11 protein-coding genes are annotated in these 16900 nt (G+C 56.6%); 9 read left to right on the top strand and 2 right to left on the bottom strand.

All coding sequences use genetic code 11. The annotated features are described in order from the left end of the window. Positions 1 to 19: 19 nt before the first annotated feature. Positions 20 to 136 (bottom strand): small toxic inner membrane protein TimP, encoded by a 117-nt coding sequence (timP, locus tag LDB27_RS23820; RefSeq protein WP_242617172.1) that lies wholly within the window; start codon positions 134 to 136, stop codon positions 20 to 22. 415 nt (positions 137 to 551) lie between these two features. After that, positions 552 to 1394, bottom strand: a complete 843-nt coding sequence (gene sseA / locus LDB27_RS05950; protein ID WP_000205242.1) for a 3-mercaptopyruvate sulfurtransferase — start codon at positions 1392 to 1394, stop codon at positions 552 to 554. Positions 1395 to 1602: 208 nt separating this feature from the next. On the opposite strand from sseA, the gene LDB27_RS05955 reads away from it, so the two are divergent. The 9 genes from LDB27_RS05955 (at position 1603) to rodZ (ending at position 16899) form a co-directional block, all read left to right on the top strand. Continuing rightward, entirely contained in the window at positions 1603 to 6537 is a 4935-nt protein-coding gene (locus tag LDB27_RS05955) for an alpha-2-macroglobulin family protein (protein ID WP_000681843.1), read from the top strand. Then, positions 6538 to 8853: a peptidoglycan glycosyltransferase PbpC gene (gene pbpC / locus LDB27_RS05960; protein ID WP_001014741.1), complete on the top strand. Its 2316-nt coding sequence runs from the start codon at positions 6538 to 6540 to the stop codon at positions 8851 to 8853. 154 nt (positions 8854 to 9007) lie between these two features. Beyond that, entirely contained in the window at positions 9008 to 11386 is a 2379-nt protein-coding gene (locus LDB27_RS05965; RefSeq protein WP_001530858.1) for a DMSO/selenate family reductase complex A subunit, read from the top strand. Next, entirely contained in the window at positions 11383 to 12012 is a 630-nt protein-coding gene (locus LDB27_RS05970) for a DMSO/selenate family reductase complex B subunit (RefSeq protein WP_000077436.1), read from the top strand. The genes LDB27_RS05965 and LDB27_RS05970 overlap by 4 nt, the downstream gene beginning before the upstream one ends. Continuing rightward, positions 12005 to 12814, top strand: a complete 810-nt coding sequence (locus LDB27_RS05975) for a dimethyl sulfoxide reductase anchor subunit family protein (RefSeq protein WP_000544897.1) — start codon at positions 12005 to 12007, stop codon at positions 12812 to 12814. The genes LDB27_RS05970 and LDB27_RS05975 overlap by 8 nt, the downstream gene beginning before the upstream one ends. After that, on the top strand, positions 12814 to 13677 hold the full coding sequence (locus tag LDB27_RS05980) for a 4Fe-4S binding protein (RefSeq protein WP_000247781.1): 864 nt from the start codon (positions 12814 to 12816) through the stop codon (positions 13675 to 13677). Before LDB27_RS05975 ends, LDB27_RS05980 begins: the two co-directional genes overlap by 1 nt. Positions 13678 to 13797: 120 nt before the next feature. Then, a complete protein-coding gene (ndk, locus tag LDB27_RS05985; protein ID WP_000963846.1) occupies positions 13798 to 14229 on the top strand; it encodes a nucleoside-diphosphate kinase in 432 nt (143 codons plus the stop codon). A gap of 206 nt (positions 14230 to 14435) precedes the next feature. Next, on the top strand, positions 14436 to 15602 hold the full coding sequence (locus LDB27_RS05990; RefSeq protein WP_000003206.1) for a bifunctional tRNA (adenosine(37)-C2)-methyltransferase TrmG/ribosomal RNA large subunit methyltransferase RlmN: 1167 nt from the start codon (positions 14436 to 14438) through the stop codon (positions 15600 to 15602). A 292-nt stretch (positions 15603 to 15894) separates the two neighbouring features. Next, complete coding sequence (gene rodZ / locus LDB27_RS05995) at positions 15895 to 16899, top strand: cytoskeleton protein RodZ (RefSeq protein WP_001090883.1); 1005 nt, start codon at positions 15895 to 15897, stop codon at positions 16897 to 16899. Position 16900 lies beyond the last annotated feature (1 nt).

Consider the following 16900-nt stretch of genomic DNA (forward strand, 5'->3'; position numbering starts at 1 on the left):
AACAGGGCGGCCTCCTGGCTTACCTGCTCTGGACGTTGAGCGTTACGGGAACAGAATTACCTGGGTAGCTTCTGTCTGCGTGAAGACACAACGTGCCAGAAACAAGAAGCACGACACAAAAGCATCGTACCTTCATGTTGCGGTCCTTGCGAAGACCGCATCACGGCAGTACCGCTGGCGATAATGCCGTGATAGCAGGCACTACGGTGTGCCTGCGCTTACGGCCATGGGTTATCCTCTCCTGAAGCCAGCGCCCGTTTGCGAGACGGCGGAAAGGGCCGGGAAAGATAATACCTCAAATATTGAATAGTTTCCTGGTAAATTATATTGACATTTGCTCCCTTAAAAGGGAGTATTAATCCCCTACGGTGTGCCTGCGTTGCTATGGCAACAAAGCCTGCTGGAAAGGCCGCGAACCGGACCAGCACAAAAAAACCGCTCAATTGAGCGGTTTTTTTGTGGCCTGCTTAAACAGTATTTATGTAGATTCGTTTTACATCAGCCTGAACGGTAGGCCGGATAAGCGTGAGCGCCATCCGGCATGGCAGATATTAAGTGGGTTCAACCGGTAAATCGGTACGCGCGCCCCATTCGCTCCACGCGCCGTCGTAAAGCGTGACGTCAGGCACATCCAGCGTGGCGAGCGCCAGCACCACGACCGCGGCCGTCACGCCGGAACCGCAACTGGCGATAATCGGTCTGTCGAAACTCACGCCGTGGCTGAAAAAAACCTCATTCAGTTCGTCAGTGGTTTTTAATTCGCCCTCATACACCAGTTCCGTCCACGGGACGTTTAGCGCGCCAGGAATGTGTCCGCGCCTCAGCCCCGGACGCGGTTCATCAGCCTGAGCGTTAAAACGCGCCGCCGGACGCGCATCAACGATTTGCGCGGTTTTTTCATGACTTGCCAGCAATACGTCGGTGAGACGCACCACGGCTTGCGGCGCGAATTTCGCCTCAAACTCGCCTCCTTCATGCGCTTCTTCGCCTTCGCGCAATAGCCATTCGTCACGCTGCCAGCCCGCCAGTCCGCCCGCCAGAATGGACACTTTCTCGGCACCGAACGTGCGTAGCATCCACCATGCCCGCGGAGCGGAGAACAGATTGCCTTCATCGTATATGACCAGGTGTTTATCCTGGCGAACACCCAGTTCACGCATGGCCACCGCAAACGCTTCCGGGCGCGGCATCATATGCGGCAGCGGCGATGCGCGATCGGAAAGAGCTTCAATATCAAAAAACAGCGCGCCGGGAATATGTCCGGCGCGATATTCGCCCGCCATATCACGATGTTCCTGTCCTGGCGGCGCCATACGGGCGTCAAGAATCTGTATTTCCGGATCATCAATATGTTCGGCAAGCCAGTCGGCGGCGACAAAAAAGGCGGTGGTCATGGGCATCTCCATTGTTACCTGATTATGATCAAATTGTCGGACGTTTCCCGAAAAGGGACAAGTAGAAGAGGCTGTTTTGGCTGGCGAAACCACATTTCTGCGTAAAATTTTCGCATCATCACAGTAATACGGACTTACACAATAAAATTTCTCGCGCATAATATCTCATCAACCGTTGCTGACAGGCCGTTAAGGCCAGGGATGAAAGATGAAACATTTACGCGTGGTGGCCTGCATGATCATGCTGGCGCTGGCGGGATGCGATAACAACGATAAAACCGCCCCGACGACTAAAAGCGAAGCGCCAGCCGTAGCGCAGCCCTCGCCCGCAAAAGACCCGGCACAGCTACAAAAGCTGGCGCAGCAAAGCCAGGGCAAAGCGCTCACGCTATTAGACGCCTCCGAAGCGCAGCTCGACGGCGCGGCGACGCTGGTGCTGACGTTTTCAATTCCTTTAGATCCTGAACAGGATTTCTCCCGTGTGGTTCACGTGGTTGATAAGAAAAGCGGCAGCGTTGACGGCGCATGGGAGCTGGCGCCAAATTTAAAAGAGCTAAGGTTACGTCATCTGGAACCTGAACGCGTGCTGGTGGTCACGGTTGATCCCGCCGTTAAAGCGCTGAATAACGCCACCTTCGGCAAGTCTTATGAAAAAACGATTACCACGCGTGATGTCCAGCCCAGCGTCGGCTTTGCCAGCCGGGGATCGCTGCTACCGGGGAAAATCGCGGAAGGACTGCCGGTCATGGCGCTTAACGTCAACCACGTTGATGTGAACTTTTTCCGCGTTAAGCCCGGATCGCTGGCGTCATTTGTCAGCCAGTGGGAGTACCGTAGTTCTCTCTCTAACTGGGAGTCCGACAATCTGCTGAAAATGGCGGATTTGGTTTATACCGGTCGTTTTGATCTTAATCCGGCGCGCAATACGCGTGAGAAACTGCTGCTGCCATTAAGCGATATTAAGCCGCTGCAACAGGCGGGCGTATATGTGGCGGTAATGAATCAGGCTGGACACTACAACTATAGTAATGCCGCTACGTTGTTTACCCTTAGCGATATCGGCGTGTCCGCGCACCGTTACCATAATCGGCTGGATATCTTTACGCAAAGCCTGGAAAACGGCGCGGCGCAGTCGGGAATTGAGATCGTTCTTCTGAATGATAAAGGGCAGACGCTGGCGCAGGCGACGAGCGACGCGCAGGGACATGTGCAACTGGAAGCTGATAAAGCGGCGGCGCTATTACTGGCGCGTAAAGAGGAGCAGACCACGCTGCTCGATCTCACGCTTCCGGCTCTGGATCTGTCGGAATTTAATGTCGCTGGCGCGCCCGGCTACAGCAAGCAGTTCTTTATGTTCGGCCCGCGCGATCTCTACCGACCGGGCGAAACGGTTATCCTCAACGGATTGCTGCGCGATAGCGACGGTAAAACGCTGCCCGATCAACCCGTTAAGCTGGAAGTGGTAAAACCAGACGGACAGGTGATGCGTACCATCGTCAGCCAGCCGGAAAACGGGCTATACCGTTTGAATTATCCGCTGGATATCAACGCGCCGACCGGCTTGTGGCATGTCCGCGCCAACACCGGCGATAATTTGCTGCGGAGTTGGGATTTCCATGTGGAAGACTTTATGCCGGAGCGGATGGCGCTCAACCTGACGGCGCAAAAAACACCGCTGGCGCCTGCGGATGAGGTGAAATTCTCCGTTGTCGGCTATTACTTGTATGGCGCGCCTGCTATCGGCAATACCCTGCAAGGGCAACTTTTCCTGCGTCCGCTGCGCGACGCTGTCGCGGCGTTGCCTGGCTTCCAGTTCGGCAATATTGCCGAAGAGAATCTTTCGCGCAGCCTGGACGAAGTTCAACTGACGTTGGATAAAGGCGGACGTGGTGAAGTGAGTGCTGCCAGCCAGTGGCAAGAAGCGCATTCGCCGCTGCAGGTAATTCTACAGGCCAGCCTGCTGGAGTCTGGCGGTCGTCCGGTCACTCGTCGCGTAGAGCAGGCGATTTGGCCTGCCGATACGTTACCGGGAATTCGTCCACAGTTCGCCGCCAAAGCGGTATACGACTACCGTACGGATACCACCGTTAATCAACCGATTGTCGACGAAGACAGCAACGCCGCATTCGATATTGTTTACGCCAACGCGCAGGGCGAGAAAAAAGCGGTGTCCGGTTTACAGGTGCGGCTCATCCGCGAGCGTCGCGACTATTACTGGAACTGGTCGGAAAGCGAAGGCTGGCAGTCGCAGTTTGATCAAAAAGATCTGGTGGAGGGCGAGCAGACGCTGGATCTGAACGCGGATGAAACCGGAAAAGTCAGCTTCCCGGTGGAATGGGGCGCGTACCGTCTGGAGGTCAAAGCGCCGAATGAGACGGTCAGCAGCGTTCGTTTCTGGGCCGGCTATAGCTGGCAGGATAACAGCGACGGTAGCGGCGCGGCGCGTCCGGATCGCGTCACCCTCAAACTGGATAAAGCGAATTATCGTCCAGGCGACACCATGAAATTGCATATCGCCGCGCCGGTCGCCGGTAAAGGTTATGCGATGGTGGAGTCCAGCGATGGTCCGCTGTGGTGGCAGGCGATCGATGTGCCGGCACAAGGTCTGGAGCTCACGATTCCGGTGGATAAAACCTGGAATCGCCACGATCTCTATCTCAGTACGCTGGTGGTGCGTCCCGGCGATAAATCTCGTTCCGCGACGCCAAAACGCGCCGTGGGGTTACTACACCTACCGCTGGGGGATGAAAACCGCCGCCTCGATCTGGCGCTCGAAAGCCCGGCTAAAATGCGCCCGAATCAGCCGCTCACCGTCAGGGTGAAAGCCAGCGTTAAACACGGCGAAATGCCAAAACAGATCAACGTGCTGGTCTCCGCAGTCGATAGCGGCGTATTGAATATCACCGATTACGCGACGCCGGACCCGTGGCAGGCGTTCTTCGGTCAAAAACGCTACGGTGCGGATATCTACGATATTTACGGCCAGGTCATTGAAGGGCAGGGGCGGCTGGCGGCGTTGCGTTTTGGCGGCGATGGCGACGACCTTAAGCGCGGCGGAAAACCGCCGGTAAACCATGTCAATATCATCGCGCAGCAGGCGCAGCCGATCACGCTCAATGAGCAGGGCGAAGGGGTCGTAACGCTGCCGATTGGCGACTTTAACGGCGAACTGCGGGTTATGGCGCAGGCATGGACAGCGGACGATTTTGGTCGCGGCGAAAGCAAAGTTGTTGTCGCCGCGCCAGTGATTGCCGAGCTGAATATGCCGCGTTTTCTGGCGGGAGGGGATGTTTCGCGACTGGTGCTGGACGTCACCAATCTGACCGACCGCCCGCAGACGCTGAATATTGCGCTCGCCGCCAGTGGGTTACTGGAACTGCTTAGCCAGCAGCCGCAACCGGTCAACCTGGCGCCGGGCGTGCGCACCACCTTATTCGTTCCGGTACGCGCGCTGGAAGGTTTGGGCGAAGGCGAAATCCAGGCGACCATTAGCGGTCTGAATCTGCCGGGAGAAACCCTCGGCGCGCAGCATAAGCAGTGGCAAATCGGCGTGCGTCCGGCCTGGCCTGCCCAAACGGTAAATAGCGGCATTGCGCTGGCGCCGGGAGAGAGCTGGCATGTACCAGAGCAGCATCTGGCAAACGTCTCGCCAGCCACGTTACAGGGACAACTGCTGTTAAGCGGAAAACCGCCGCTCAATCTGGCGCGCTACATTCGCGAGCTGAAAGCATATCCGTACGGGTGCCTGGAACAAACCACCAGCGGGTTATTCCCGGCGCTGTATACCAATGCCGCTCAATTGCAGTCGCTCGGTATTACCGGCGATAGCGATGAAAAACGGCGCGCCGCAGTGGATATCGGCATCTCACGGGTACTACAGATGCAGCGTGATAACGGCGGTTTTGCGCTATGGGATGAAGATGGGGCGGAAGAGCCCTGGCTAACGGCCTACGCGATGGATTTCCTCATTCGCGCGGGCGAGCAGGGATATAGCGTCCCGCCGGAAGCCATTAACCGGGGCAATGAGCGACTGCTGCGTTATCTGCAGGATCCCGGCACGATACTGATTCGTTATAGCGATAATACCCAGGCCAGTACTTTTGCCGCTCAGGCTTACGCCGCGCTGGTACTGGCGCGTCAGCAGAAAGCGCCGCTCGGCGCGCTGCGCGAAATCTGGGAGCGCCGTAGTCAGGCGGTTTCAGGACTGCCGCTGATGCAATTGGGCATCGCGTTAAACATGATGGGTGATGCCAGACGCGGCGAAGAGGCCATTACGCTGGCTCTGAATACGCCGCGTCAGGACGAACGGCAATGGATAGCGGATTACGGCAGTTCTCTGCGCGATAACGCTCTGATGTTGTCGCTACTGGAAGAGAACAACCTCAGACCGGACGCGCAAAATGCGCTATTAAGCTCGCTTTCTGAGCAGGCCTTCGGTCAGCGATGGCTCTCTACCCAGGAGAACAATGCCTTGTTCCTCGCCGCGCATTCGCGACAGGCCAGCGCGGGCGCCTGGCAGGCGCAGACCTCGTTAGAGGCGCAGCCGCTGTCGGGCGACAAGGCGCTGACCCGTAATCTGGATGCTGACCAGCTGGCCGCCCTTGAGGTGACGAACACCGGTAGCCAGCCGCTATGGTTGCGTCTGGATAGCAGCGGTTATCCCTCATCTGCGCCTGAGCCTGCCAGCAACGTTTTGCAGATTGAACGACAAATACTGGGGACCGATGGTCAGCGCAAATCGCTGTCCTCGTTGCGTAGCGGCGAACTGGTGCTGGTCTGGTTAACGGTAGTGGCCGATCGCAATGTGCCGGATGCGCTGGTGGTGGACCTGCTCCCGGCCGGACTGGAGCTGGAAAACCAGAATCTGGCTGACAGCAGCGCCAGCCTGCCGGAGAGCGGTAGCGAAGTGCAAAATCTGCTTAATCAGATGCAGCAGGCGGATATTCAGTATATGGAATTCCGCGATGATCGGTTTGTGGCTGCCGTCGTTGTCAATGAGGGCCAGCCCGTGACGCTGGTCTACCTGGCGCGCGCGGTAACGCCGGGGACGTACCAGCTTGCGCAACCGCAGGTGGAATCGATGTACGTGCCTCAGTGGCGGGCAACCGGCGCGAGCGAGGGGCTGCTGATTGTGACGCCTTAAATGAACGGTTGGCGTGGTAAACGTGACCGCTGGCTGTGGCTGGCGGGCGCGCCGCTTTTTATTTTCCTGGCGTTATGGGCGGCGGATAAACTCTGGCCGCTGCCGCTCAATGAGGTCCATCCTGCGCGGGTCGTGGTAGCCCATGACGGTACGCCGCTGTGGCGCTTTGCCGACGCCGGGGGGATCTGGCGTTATCCGGTGACGATTGAAGAGGTCTCTCCCCGTTACCTGGAGGCCTTAATCAATTACGAAGATCGCTGGTTCTGGCGGCACCCTGGCGTTAACCCTTTCTCCGTCGCGCGCGCGGCATGGCAGGATCTTACCGCCGGGCGCGTTATTTCCGGCGGCAGTACGCTGACTATGCAGGTGGCGAGACTGCTGGACCCACATTCGCGCACGTTCGGCGGTAAAATCCGCCAGCTTTGGCGCGCCCTCCAGCTTGAATGGCATTTGTCCAAGCGCGATATCCTGACGCTGTACCTGAACCGCGCGCCGTTCGGCGGCACGCTACAGGGTATTGGCGCTGCAAGCTGGGCCTACTTCGGCAAGCCGCCCGCGCGCCTGAGTTACGCTGACGCGGCGCTGCTGGCCGTATTGCCGCAGGCGCCGAGCCGGTTACGCCCCGACCGCTGGCCTGCGAGAGCCGAAGCGGCACGAAATAAAGTGCTGGATCGGATGGCGGCGCAGGGCGTCTGGCCTGCCGAAACGGTACGCGAGTCGCGTGAAGAGCCGGTCTGGCTGGCGCCGCGTCAAATGCCGCAACTGGCGCCGCTTTTTGCCCGAATGATGTTGAGTAAAAGCCAGAACGACAAAATTGTGACCACGCTGGACGCCGGGTTGCAGCGGCAACTGGAAGATCTGGCGCGGGCATGGAAAGGGCGGCTGCCGGCACGCAGTTCGTTGGCGATGATCGTCGTCGATCATACCGATATGAGCGTGCGCGGCTGGGTAGGATCGGTAGACCTTAATGACGACAGCCGTTTTGGTCATGTCGACATGGTAACGGCGATCCGATCGCCGGGATCGGTACTCAAACCCTTTGTGTACGGTCTGGCGCTGGATGACGGCTTGATCCATCCCGCATCATTATTACAGGACGTTCCGCGCCGCACCGGAGATTACCGCCCGGGAAACTTCGACAGCGGATTTCACGGCCCGGTCAGCATGAGCGACGCGCTGGTACGCTCGCTGAATCTGCCTGCCGTTCAGGTGCTTGAAGTCTATGGGCCGAAACGATTTGCGGCAAAACTGCGTAACGTCGGCCTGCCGCTATATTTGCCTGCTGGCGCGGTGCCCAATCTTTCGCTGATTTTGGGCGGCGCGGGCGCGCGGCTTGACGAGATGGCGGCGGCATACAGCGCGTTCGCTCGTCATGGGAAAGCGGCGAAACTACGGTTACAGCCGGACGATCCGCTGTCGGAAAGACCATTAATGTCGCCGGGAGCGGCGTGGATCATTCGACGGATTATGGCGGATGAAGCGCAACCCTTGCCGGATAACGCGCTGCCGCGCATTGTGCCGTTGGCGTGGAAAACCGGCACCAGCTACGGCTATCGCGATGCGTGGGCTATTGGCGTTAACGCGCGCTATATCATCGGTATCTGGACAGGCAGGCCCGACGGCACGCCTGTGGTGGGGCAATTTGGTTTTGCCAGCGCGGTGCCATTGCTTAACCAGGTCAATAATCTGTTACTGGCGCATACGGGACGCCTGCCGGAAGATCCGCGTCCGCAGACGGTAAGCCGCGGCGTCATTTGCTGGCCGGGCGGACAGACTCTGCCTGCCGGAGACAGCAACTGTCGCCGCCGACTGGCGACATGGCTTCTCGATGACAGCCAGCCGCCCACGCTGCTGTTACCTGAGCAGGAAGACATCAACGGTATTCGTTTCCCGGTCTGGCTGGATGATACGGGGCGGCGTGTCGCTGCCGACTGTCCGCAGGCGCGTGCGCATACGTTTATCGTCTGGCCGCGGCCGCTGGAGCCGTGGCTGCCGCCTGCGGAAAGACGTAGCGCCCGCTTGCCAGCGGCGTCCGACCACTGTCCGCCGCTGCAGGGCAATGATGCCGCGCCGTTAATGCTGTCAGGAGTGAGGGATGGCGCGGTGATCAGGCAATTGCCAGGCCAGGAAAACGTCACGCTGCCCGTCTCGACTACCGGCGGTAAAGGGCGTCGCTGGTGGTTTTTAAATGGCGAACCTGTTAATGGCGAAAATAATCGTCTTTCTTTATTACTCAATATCGCTGGACGTTATCAACTTGTCGTAATGGATGAGTCCGGTCAGGTTGCAGCGGTTAATTTTGAATTAATACGTTAACAACTCTTCAGAATAAATTATGAATTTCATTTAATTTAAAGTTAATGAGAATTATTAATTTTCCGGAATTACCCTTAATGAGGGAGCTTGATAAATATCAAGAGATCTAACACTTAAAAACGTGAGAATGGGTTTTTATTTGACGAGTCGGATCATGAAAAATATAAAAAGCCAGGGAAATGGCGAACAGCCCGCTATTTCTCGCCGCCATTTTATCCAGGCCAGCTCCGCGCTTATTGCGTTACCGTTTGTCTCCTCGCCAGCTACCGCTCAGGCGCGCGCTGTGACGGCCACTGAAAACAGGCCTGCGGAAAAAGTCGTCCAGACATGCAGCACTTTTGACTGCGGGGGCAAATGCGATATTCGGGCGCATGTCAGTGAAGGTATCGTGACGCGAATTTCAACGCGACCGGATAATGCGCTGGATGCGCAAATGCCGGTGATGCGTGCCTGTGTTCGTGGACGCGCATACCGTAAATTTGTTTATCATCCTGACAGACTTAAATATCCCATGAAGCGCGTAGGAAAACGCGGTGAAGGAAAATTCGAGCGAATTTCCTGGGATGAAGCGACAACCTTAATCGCCGATAATTTAAAATCGATTACTGAAAAATATGGCCCGGCTTCGCGCTATGTTCATGTTGGTACCGCCGTTTCCGGCGGCACCTTTTCTGGCGATAAAATGGCGCGTCGCCTGCTGAATCTGACCGGCGGCTATCTCGAAAGCTACCATTCTGTGAGTATGGGCAACACGGCGGCCGCGACGCCTTATACTTACGGCATTGCCGCCAGCGGCAGTTCACTGGATACGCTTTTGGAGACCAAACTGGTGATTCTGTGGGGCCATAACCCGACGGAGACCATTTTTGGTCATACCAACTATTTCTTGCAGAAGATGAAGCAGAACGGTACGCGGTTTATCGTGGTCGATCCGCGCTATTCCGACACCGTTTCGTCGCTGGCGGATCAGTGGATCCCGCTACTGCCCACCACCGACAATGCGCTGATGGACGCGATGATGTACGTCATCATCAGCGAGAATCTGCACGATCGTGCATTTATTGCGCGCTACGCTATCGGTTTTGACGAAGAATCAATGCCGGAAGGCGTACCGGCTAACGAATCGCTGGTGGCGTATCTGACCGGCGCCAAAGACGGTGTCGTTAAGTCCCCCGAGTGGGCGGAAAAGATCACCCATGTGCCGGCGCAAACCATTCGCCAGTTAGCGCGTGATTACGCGAATACCAAACCCGCCGCGTTGATTCAGGGGTGGGGACCACAGCGCCACAACTGCGGCGAGCGCACCGCGCGCGGCTCGACTCTACTGGCGACCATTACCGGTAATGTCGGCATCAAAGGCGGTTGGGCTGCGGGTTACGGCGGCTGCGCTAACCGTAAATTTGCCGCGGGTCCGGAGATGCCGGATAACCCGGTAAAAGCCAAAATTTCGGTGATGAACTGGGTGCAGGCCGCAGACGACGCCAGCAAAGTGACGCCGGATATTGGACTGAAAGATGCCGATAAGCTGGACAGTAACATCCGTATTCTGTTCTCGCTGGCCGGGAACTATCTGGCGAATCAGAACCCCGATCTGCACCAGGCGGTACGCGTACTGGAGGATGAATCAAAGATCCAGTTTATTGTCGCCAGCGATCTGTTTATGACGCCGAGCGCGAAATACGCTGATCTACTGCTGCCGGAAACCAGCTTTATGGAACGCTGGAACATCGGTGAAACCTGGGGTACGGCAAGCTACCTGATGCTCTCTGAAAAACTGATCGAGCCTGAATTTGAGCGGCGCTCCGACTACGACTGGCTACGTGAGGTGGCGGCGAAATTAGGCATTGAGAATGAATTTAGCCAGGGGCGCGATGAGAAAGCGTGGATTGAACACATCTGGGAACAGACGCGCCTGGCGATGCCGGAAGAAAATCTGCCGGATTTCGCCACGCTGCAAAAGACCCGTCAGCATCTGTTCAAAAGCGCGCCATTTATCGCCTTTGAAGACAATATTCGCGATCCGGACAATCATCCATTCCCGACGCCGTCAGGGAAAATAGAGATCTTCTCGAAGCGCCTCTACGACATGCAGCATCCGGAAATCCCGGCGTTATCGCACTACGTTCCCGCGCATGAAGGCCCGGAGGATGCGCTGGCGAAAGATTTTCCGCTCCAGTTAATTACGTGGAAAGGAAAAAACCGCGCCAACTCAACGCAATACGCTAACCCGTGGCTGATTGAAGTGCAGCATCAGACATTGTGGATCAACCCGCAGGATGCGCAAAAGCGCGGCATTACGCATGGCGACATGGTGCGCATTCATAACTCACGCGGGATTTGCGAAATCCCGGCGGAAGTGACGCCGCGCATTATTCCTGGCGTTGTCGCGATGCAGGCCGGCGCCTGGTGGCAGCCGGATGAGAACGGTATTGATAAAGGCGGCTGTGCGAACGTCCTCAGCTCGGCCCGTATTACCGCGCTGGCGAAGGGAAATTCACATCAAACCATGCTGGTGGAGGTGGCTAAAGCATGAGTCAGTTTACACATTACCCGCCGGTGAGCGATAAACAACTGGGGTTTTTCATCGACTCCTCACGCTGCTCCGGTTGTAAAGCCTGCCAGGTGGCCTGCAAAGACAAAAACAATCTGGAAGTAGGCCGTCGTTTCCGCCGCGTCTATGAAGTCAAGGGCGGAAGTTTCATCCCGACCGGGCAGGGCGGGGTCAGCAATAATGTATTTGCTTATACGCTTTCCATTTCCTGCAACCACTGTGCGGACCCTGTCTGCACCAAAAATTGCCCGACTACCGCTATGCATAAACGCCCGGGCGACGGCATCGTGCGCGTTGATACCGACAAATGCGTCGGCTGTGGCTATTGCGCCTGGTCCTGCCCTTACGGCGCGCCGCAGCTTAACGAGCAGACCGGCCAAATGTCCAAGTGCGACATGTGCGTTGATTTACTGGCGAAAGGTGAACCGCCCGTCTGTGTCGCGACCTGTCCGCTGGAGGCCATCAAGTTTGGCCCGATTGATGAACTGCGCGCGAAGTACGGTAGCGTATGCGACGTTAACGGGCTGCCAGATTCATCCATAACCAAACCTAATCTGGTTGTCAAAGCGCATCAGGGCGCAGAAAAAGAGGGTAAACGCCATGCATGAGTTACCGCTGCTGATTTTTACGCTCTGTTTGCAAGGGTCCGTGGGCGTGACAGTGTGGCTGGCGTTGGGCCGCCAGTACGCCGTAGAGGGACGCGTGCCTGCACGCGGCGCGCTTCCCGCGATGGCGGGGGCGTTTGTACTGGCCTGCGTGGGGCTGCTTGCTTCAGCGCTGCACATGGGCTATCCCCTGAATGCACTAAACGCGTTACGTCATGTCGCCAGTTCGTGGCTGAGTCGCGAAATCGTCTTTGCCAGCCTTTATCTGGCGGCGCTGGGACTGGGGGTTGTGCTGCTGTTTTTCCGAAAGCCAGGCTGGCAGCCGCTGCTGGCGCTGGCGGCAGCGTTCGGGCTGGTGGATGTATTCTGCATGGCGCAGGTTTATATCCATGCCTCGGTGGCGACCTGGCAGCATAGCAACACGCTGGCGCTGTTTTTTGGCACGTCAGGCATTATCGGTTCGGTAGTCATTGCGCTGGCTTATCTGCGCAACGCTGGCACCGCAATGCGCTGCGCTGTGGTGGTGGTCGCACTGATGGTGCTGATTCGCCTGATCATGCAGCCGCTATGGCTGGCGGATATTAATGCGGTGGATACGACGGTCGTCACTTTCCCGCATCATCCGCTACAGGCGCTGGCGCAGTTGCGTGACGTCTATCTTCTCGGCTGGTGTGTCTCAGCGGCGGGAATGCTCTGCTTTGCCGCAGGCGGTCTGCGAAACGCCAGAGGGACGCTGGTGGCGGGCAGCGTATTGCTGCTTATCGGCGAGATTATGCTGCGCTACGTCTTCTTTAGTATTGGCTGATGGTTAACCTGACGATCGATCCGGCGGTAGACGTGACGCAGGCCTGCGTCCGTCGTCGCTTTCGTTTTTCTTCCTGCCGCGCTTGCGCCGATGTTTGTCCGGCGCAGGCGTTTTCGCTGGCGCAGGGGCAGGTCAGCATAGATACGACGCGCTGCATAGCCTGTGGCGACTGTCTGTTTGTCTGTCCTGTTGACGCCATTACCGGTATCAAACCGGTTAAACGCTTTGTGCAGGGGGATACGTTGGTGGGGCCGTTTTCGCTACAGGCGCCAACGGTCGATGAACTGCTTCTCTGGCACAGCCAGTACGGTATTCGCTTTATTGATATTGCGGTGGAGCGATCGGCGCAGTGGCTGATGGCGCTGGCGGGGCTAAATTTAGCGCTGCGCCGCTATGGCGAGCCGGGCTGGTCTTTCAAACACGTTGTCGGCGCGGAGATTAACGCCTCGCGGCGCACTCTGTTTCATGTTCCGCGCGACGCCATTACCCCGTGCGCCGTCGAGCCGGGGAAACGGCGTCTCAGACAGGCGTTTTCCGCGTTCAGCGAATGCGTACCCGAAATCAGTCCGCAAGAGTGCAGGATGTGCGGCGCCTGCTGGCGAAGCTGCCCGGAGAACGTTATCCAGTTTGACGACAATACCCTGACGATAGCGGCGGCGCGTTGTACGGGATGCGGCGGCTGTGCGGCGGTATGTCCGCATCAGGCGCTGCGGCTGCGGTTTGACGTGGAACCCGCCTCAACGCGGCATAGTGCGGCGTATACGCTCACCTGCGAAAGCTGCAAACGTACTTTCCATGCTCTCACGCCTGAACACACGCACTGCGTGCTGTGTCAGTCCCCTGAGTTTGCTGTGCGCCTTTAACTTTTGTTGCTAATGCTCATTTTATTTTAAAAAAATGTTACCTGCATCCATAGGCAATTGATGGGATGCTCTTTATAATCCGCGCCTGACATAACAACAGAACATATTTCAGAGGTAAACATGGCTATTGAACGGACTTTTTCCATCATTAAACCCAACGCGGTGGCAAAAAACGTTATTGGCAGCATCTTTGCGCGCTTTGAAGCTGCAGGGTTCAAAATTGTTGGCACTAAAATGCTGCACCTGACTGTTGAGCAGGCGCGCGGCTTCTATGCTGAGCACGACGGCAAGCCGTTCTTTGACGGTCTGGTGGAGTTCATGACCTCTGGCCCTATCGTGGTATCCGTGCTGGAAAGTGAAAATGCGGTACAGCGTCACCGCGATCTGCTTGGCGCCACCAATCCGGCGAACGCGTTGGCGGGTACGCTGCGCGCCGACTACGCTGATAGCTTAACTGAAAACGGCACCCATGGTTCGGATTCGCTGGAATCCGCGCAGCGCGAAATCGCCTTTTTCTTCGGTGAAGGCGAAGTGTGCCCGCGCACCCGTTAATCTTCTTCGTCTTTCACGCTGTAAATGCGTTGGCGATAAATTATCGGTTCAAATATTATTTTTGCTAATGCCGCGTGCAGACGTGGCATCCTTACGCCAGAATTTGTACAATGCAGCGCCCCTGGACGAGCAGTAAGCTTACCGGGGCGTTTCTTTTTTCAACCCTCCAGGGGCCATAACGTGTAATAACGAGGCCGGAATAGCATATGTCTGAACAAATTGTCACACCTGAAAGCAGTACCCCGGTAGTTCTTAACAACGAAACGAAAATCAACCTGCTGGATCTCAACCGTCAGCAGATGCGCGAGTTTTTTAAAAACTTAGGTGAAAAGCCTTTCCGCGCCGATCAGGTGATGAAATGGATGTATCACTATTGCTGCGATAATTTTGATGAGATGACCGACATCAACAAAGTGTTGCGCGGTAAATTAAAAGAGGTCGCGGAAATCCGCGCGCCGGAGGTCGTTGAAGAGCAGCGTTCCTCAGACGGCACCATTAAGTGGGCGATTGCTGTCGGCGATCAGCGCGTTGAAACGGTCTATATCCCGGAAGACGACCGCGCTACGCTGTGTGTCTCTTCACAGGTAGGATGCGCGCTGGAGTGCAAGTTTTGTTCAACTGCGCAGCAGGGCTTTAACCGCAACCTGCGTGTATCGGAAATTATCGGTCAGGTCTGGCGTGCGGCGAAAATCGTCGGCGCGGCCAAAGTCACCGGCCAGCGTCCGATCACCAACGTAGTCATGATGGGAATGGGCGAGCCATTGCTTAACCTGACCAATGTCGTACCGGCGATGGAAATTATGCTCGATGACTTTGGTTTCGGCCTGTCCAAACGTCGTGTCACGCTCTCAACGTCCGGCGTGGTGCCTGCGCTGGATAAGCTGGGCGATATGATAGATGTCGCGCTGGCTATCTCCTTACATGCGCCGAATGACACTATTCGCGACGAAATCGTCCCGATCAACAAAAAATACAATATCGAAACGTTCCTGGGCGCGGTTCGCCGCTATCTGGAGAAATCCAACGCCAATCAGGGGCGCGTGACGATTGAATACGTGATGCTTGACCACGTCAACGACGGCACTGAACACGCGCATCAACTGGCGGAGCTACTAAAAGAGACGCCTTGTAAGATTAATCTGATTCCGTGGAACCCGTTCCCTGGCGCGCCGTATGGCCGCAGCTCTAACAGCCGTATCGATCGCTTTTCTAAAGTTTTGATGAGTTATGGTTTCACGACCATCGTACGCAAGACGCGTGGCGATGACATTGATGCGGCATGCGGACAGTTGGCAGGCGATGTGATTGACCGTACTAAACGTACCCTGCGTAAGCGTATGCAGGGAGAGGTGATTGACATCAAGGCTATTTGATAGCAGTTGCGCCACGGTGCATTCATTATACCGTGGCGCAATGTCAGTTGAATAATGTCTGGCGTTGTACTTGTCTGGTCAATAATAACGGTGCGTTTTTGTCGACTTTAAGGCAGTATGTAACGGTGCAACAAGAGTTTAGCCTTGTGTCTTACGCGGTTTTGTCATCTGCGGCCTGACAGGCTTATACTGTCTGACTAAGGTTAACTAACCTGATGTTTCGCGGTGAGGGCGGGCATTACGGCTCGTCGGCGCCTGAATCCTAATTTACACGTACCTGTAGCTGTAGCGAATGAATACTGAAGCCACGCACGACCAAAATGAAGCACAAACCACCGGCGTTCGTCTGCGCAATGCCCGTGAACAACTCGGACTCAGCCAGCAGGCTGTCGCTGAGCGACTTTGCCTGAAGGTTTCTACGGTACGCGATATTGAAGAAGATAAGGCGCCGTCCGATCTTGCTTCAACCTTCCTGCGCGGATATATCCGCTCATATGCGCGTCTGGTGCATGTTCCAGAAGAGGAACTGCTGCCGGGACTGGAAAAACAGGCCCCGCTGCGCGCCGCCAAAGTCGCTCCGATGCAGAGTTTCTCATTAGGAAAGCGTCGCAAAAAACGCGACGGCTGGTTAATGTCTTTTACCTGGCTGGTACTGTTTGTGGTCGTAGGGCTGACCGGCGCCTGGTGGTGGCAGAACCATAAGGCGCAGCAGGAAGAGATCACGACAATGGCCGATCAAAGCACGGCTGAACTGAACGCAGATAAAGACAGCGGCCAAAATGTACCGCTGGACACCCGTGACGCGACAAGCCAGGATACGACGCCAGCGCAAACGGCTCCGGCTCCTGCGACGCCGGTTGATTCGACAGCGGCGACGCAAACGCCAGCGGCAACGGCAACGGCAACGCAAAATACGGTAGTCGCGCCTTCGCAGGCGAATGTCGATACGGCTGCGACATCTGCCGCGCCAGCGGCAACGGAAACGCCGTCCGCGCTGCCGACCAGTCAGGCTGGCGTAGCGGCGCCTGCTGCCGATCCGAACGCGCTGGTGATGAATTTTACCGCTGACTGCTGGCTCGAAGTCACTGACGCCACGGGTAAGAAGCTGTTTAGCGGTATGCAGCGTAAAGATGGTAATTTAAACCTAACAGGTCAGGCGCCTTATAAACTTAAAATTGGCGCACCGGCCGCGGTGCAGATCCAGTATCAAGGAAAACCTGTCGATCTGAGCCGCTTTATCAGAACTAATCAGGTTGCGCGTCTGACCCTTAATGCCGAACCGACACCGGCGCAGTAAC

The organism is Salmonella sp. JXY0409-18 (assembly GCF_020268625.1).
Lineage (GTDB): Bacteria > Pseudomonadota > Gammaproteobacteria > Enterobacterales > Enterobacteriaceae > Salmonella > Salmonella enterica.

What these genes read in the sequence shown, in the direction of transcription:
- timP (WP_242617172.1), bottom strand. Translation starts at nt 136, where the DNA reads ATGAAGGTACGATGCTTTTGTGTCGTGCTTCTTGTTTCTGGCACGTTG.
- sseA (WP_000205242.1), bottom strand. Translation starts at nt 1,394, where the DNA reads ATGACCACCGCCTTTTTTGTCGCCGCCGACTGGCTTGCCGAACATATT.
- LDB27_RS05955 (WP_000681843.1), top strand. Translation starts at nt 1,603, where the DNA reads ATGAAACATTTACGCGTGGTGGCCTGCATGATCATGCTGGCGCTGGCG.
- pbpC (WP_001014741.1), top strand. Translation starts at nt 6,538, where the DNA reads ATGAACGGTTGGCGTGGTAAACGTGACCGCTGGCTGTGGCTGGCGGGC.
- LDB27_RS05965 (WP_001530858.1), top strand. Translation starts at nt 9,008, where the DNA reads ATGAAAAATATAAAAAGCCAGGGAAATGGCGAACAGCCCGCTATTTCT.
- LDB27_RS05970 (WP_000077436.1), top strand. Translation starts at nt 11,383, where the DNA reads ATGAGTCAGTTTACACATTACCCGCCGGTGAGCGATAAACAACTGGGG.
- LDB27_RS05975 (WP_000544897.1), top strand. Translation starts at nt 12,005, where the DNA reads ATGCATGAGTTACCGCTGCTGATTTTTACGCTCTGTTTGCAAGGGTCC.
- LDB27_RS05980 (WP_000247781.1), top strand. Translation starts at nt 12,814, where the DNA reads ATGGTTAACCTGACGATCGATCCGGCGGTAGACGTGACGCAGGCCTGC.
- ndk (WP_000963846.1), top strand. Translation starts at nt 13,798, where the DNA reads ATGGCTATTGAACGGACTTTTTCCATCATTAAACCCAACGCGGTGGCA.
- LDB27_RS05990 (WP_000003206.1), top strand. Translation starts at nt 14,436, where the DNA reads ATGTCTGAACAAATTGTCACACCTGAAAGCAGTACCCCGGTAGTTCTT.
- rodZ (WP_001090883.1), top strand. Translation starts at nt 15,895, where the DNA reads ATGAATACTGAAGCCACGCACGACCAAAATGAAGCACAAACCACCGGC.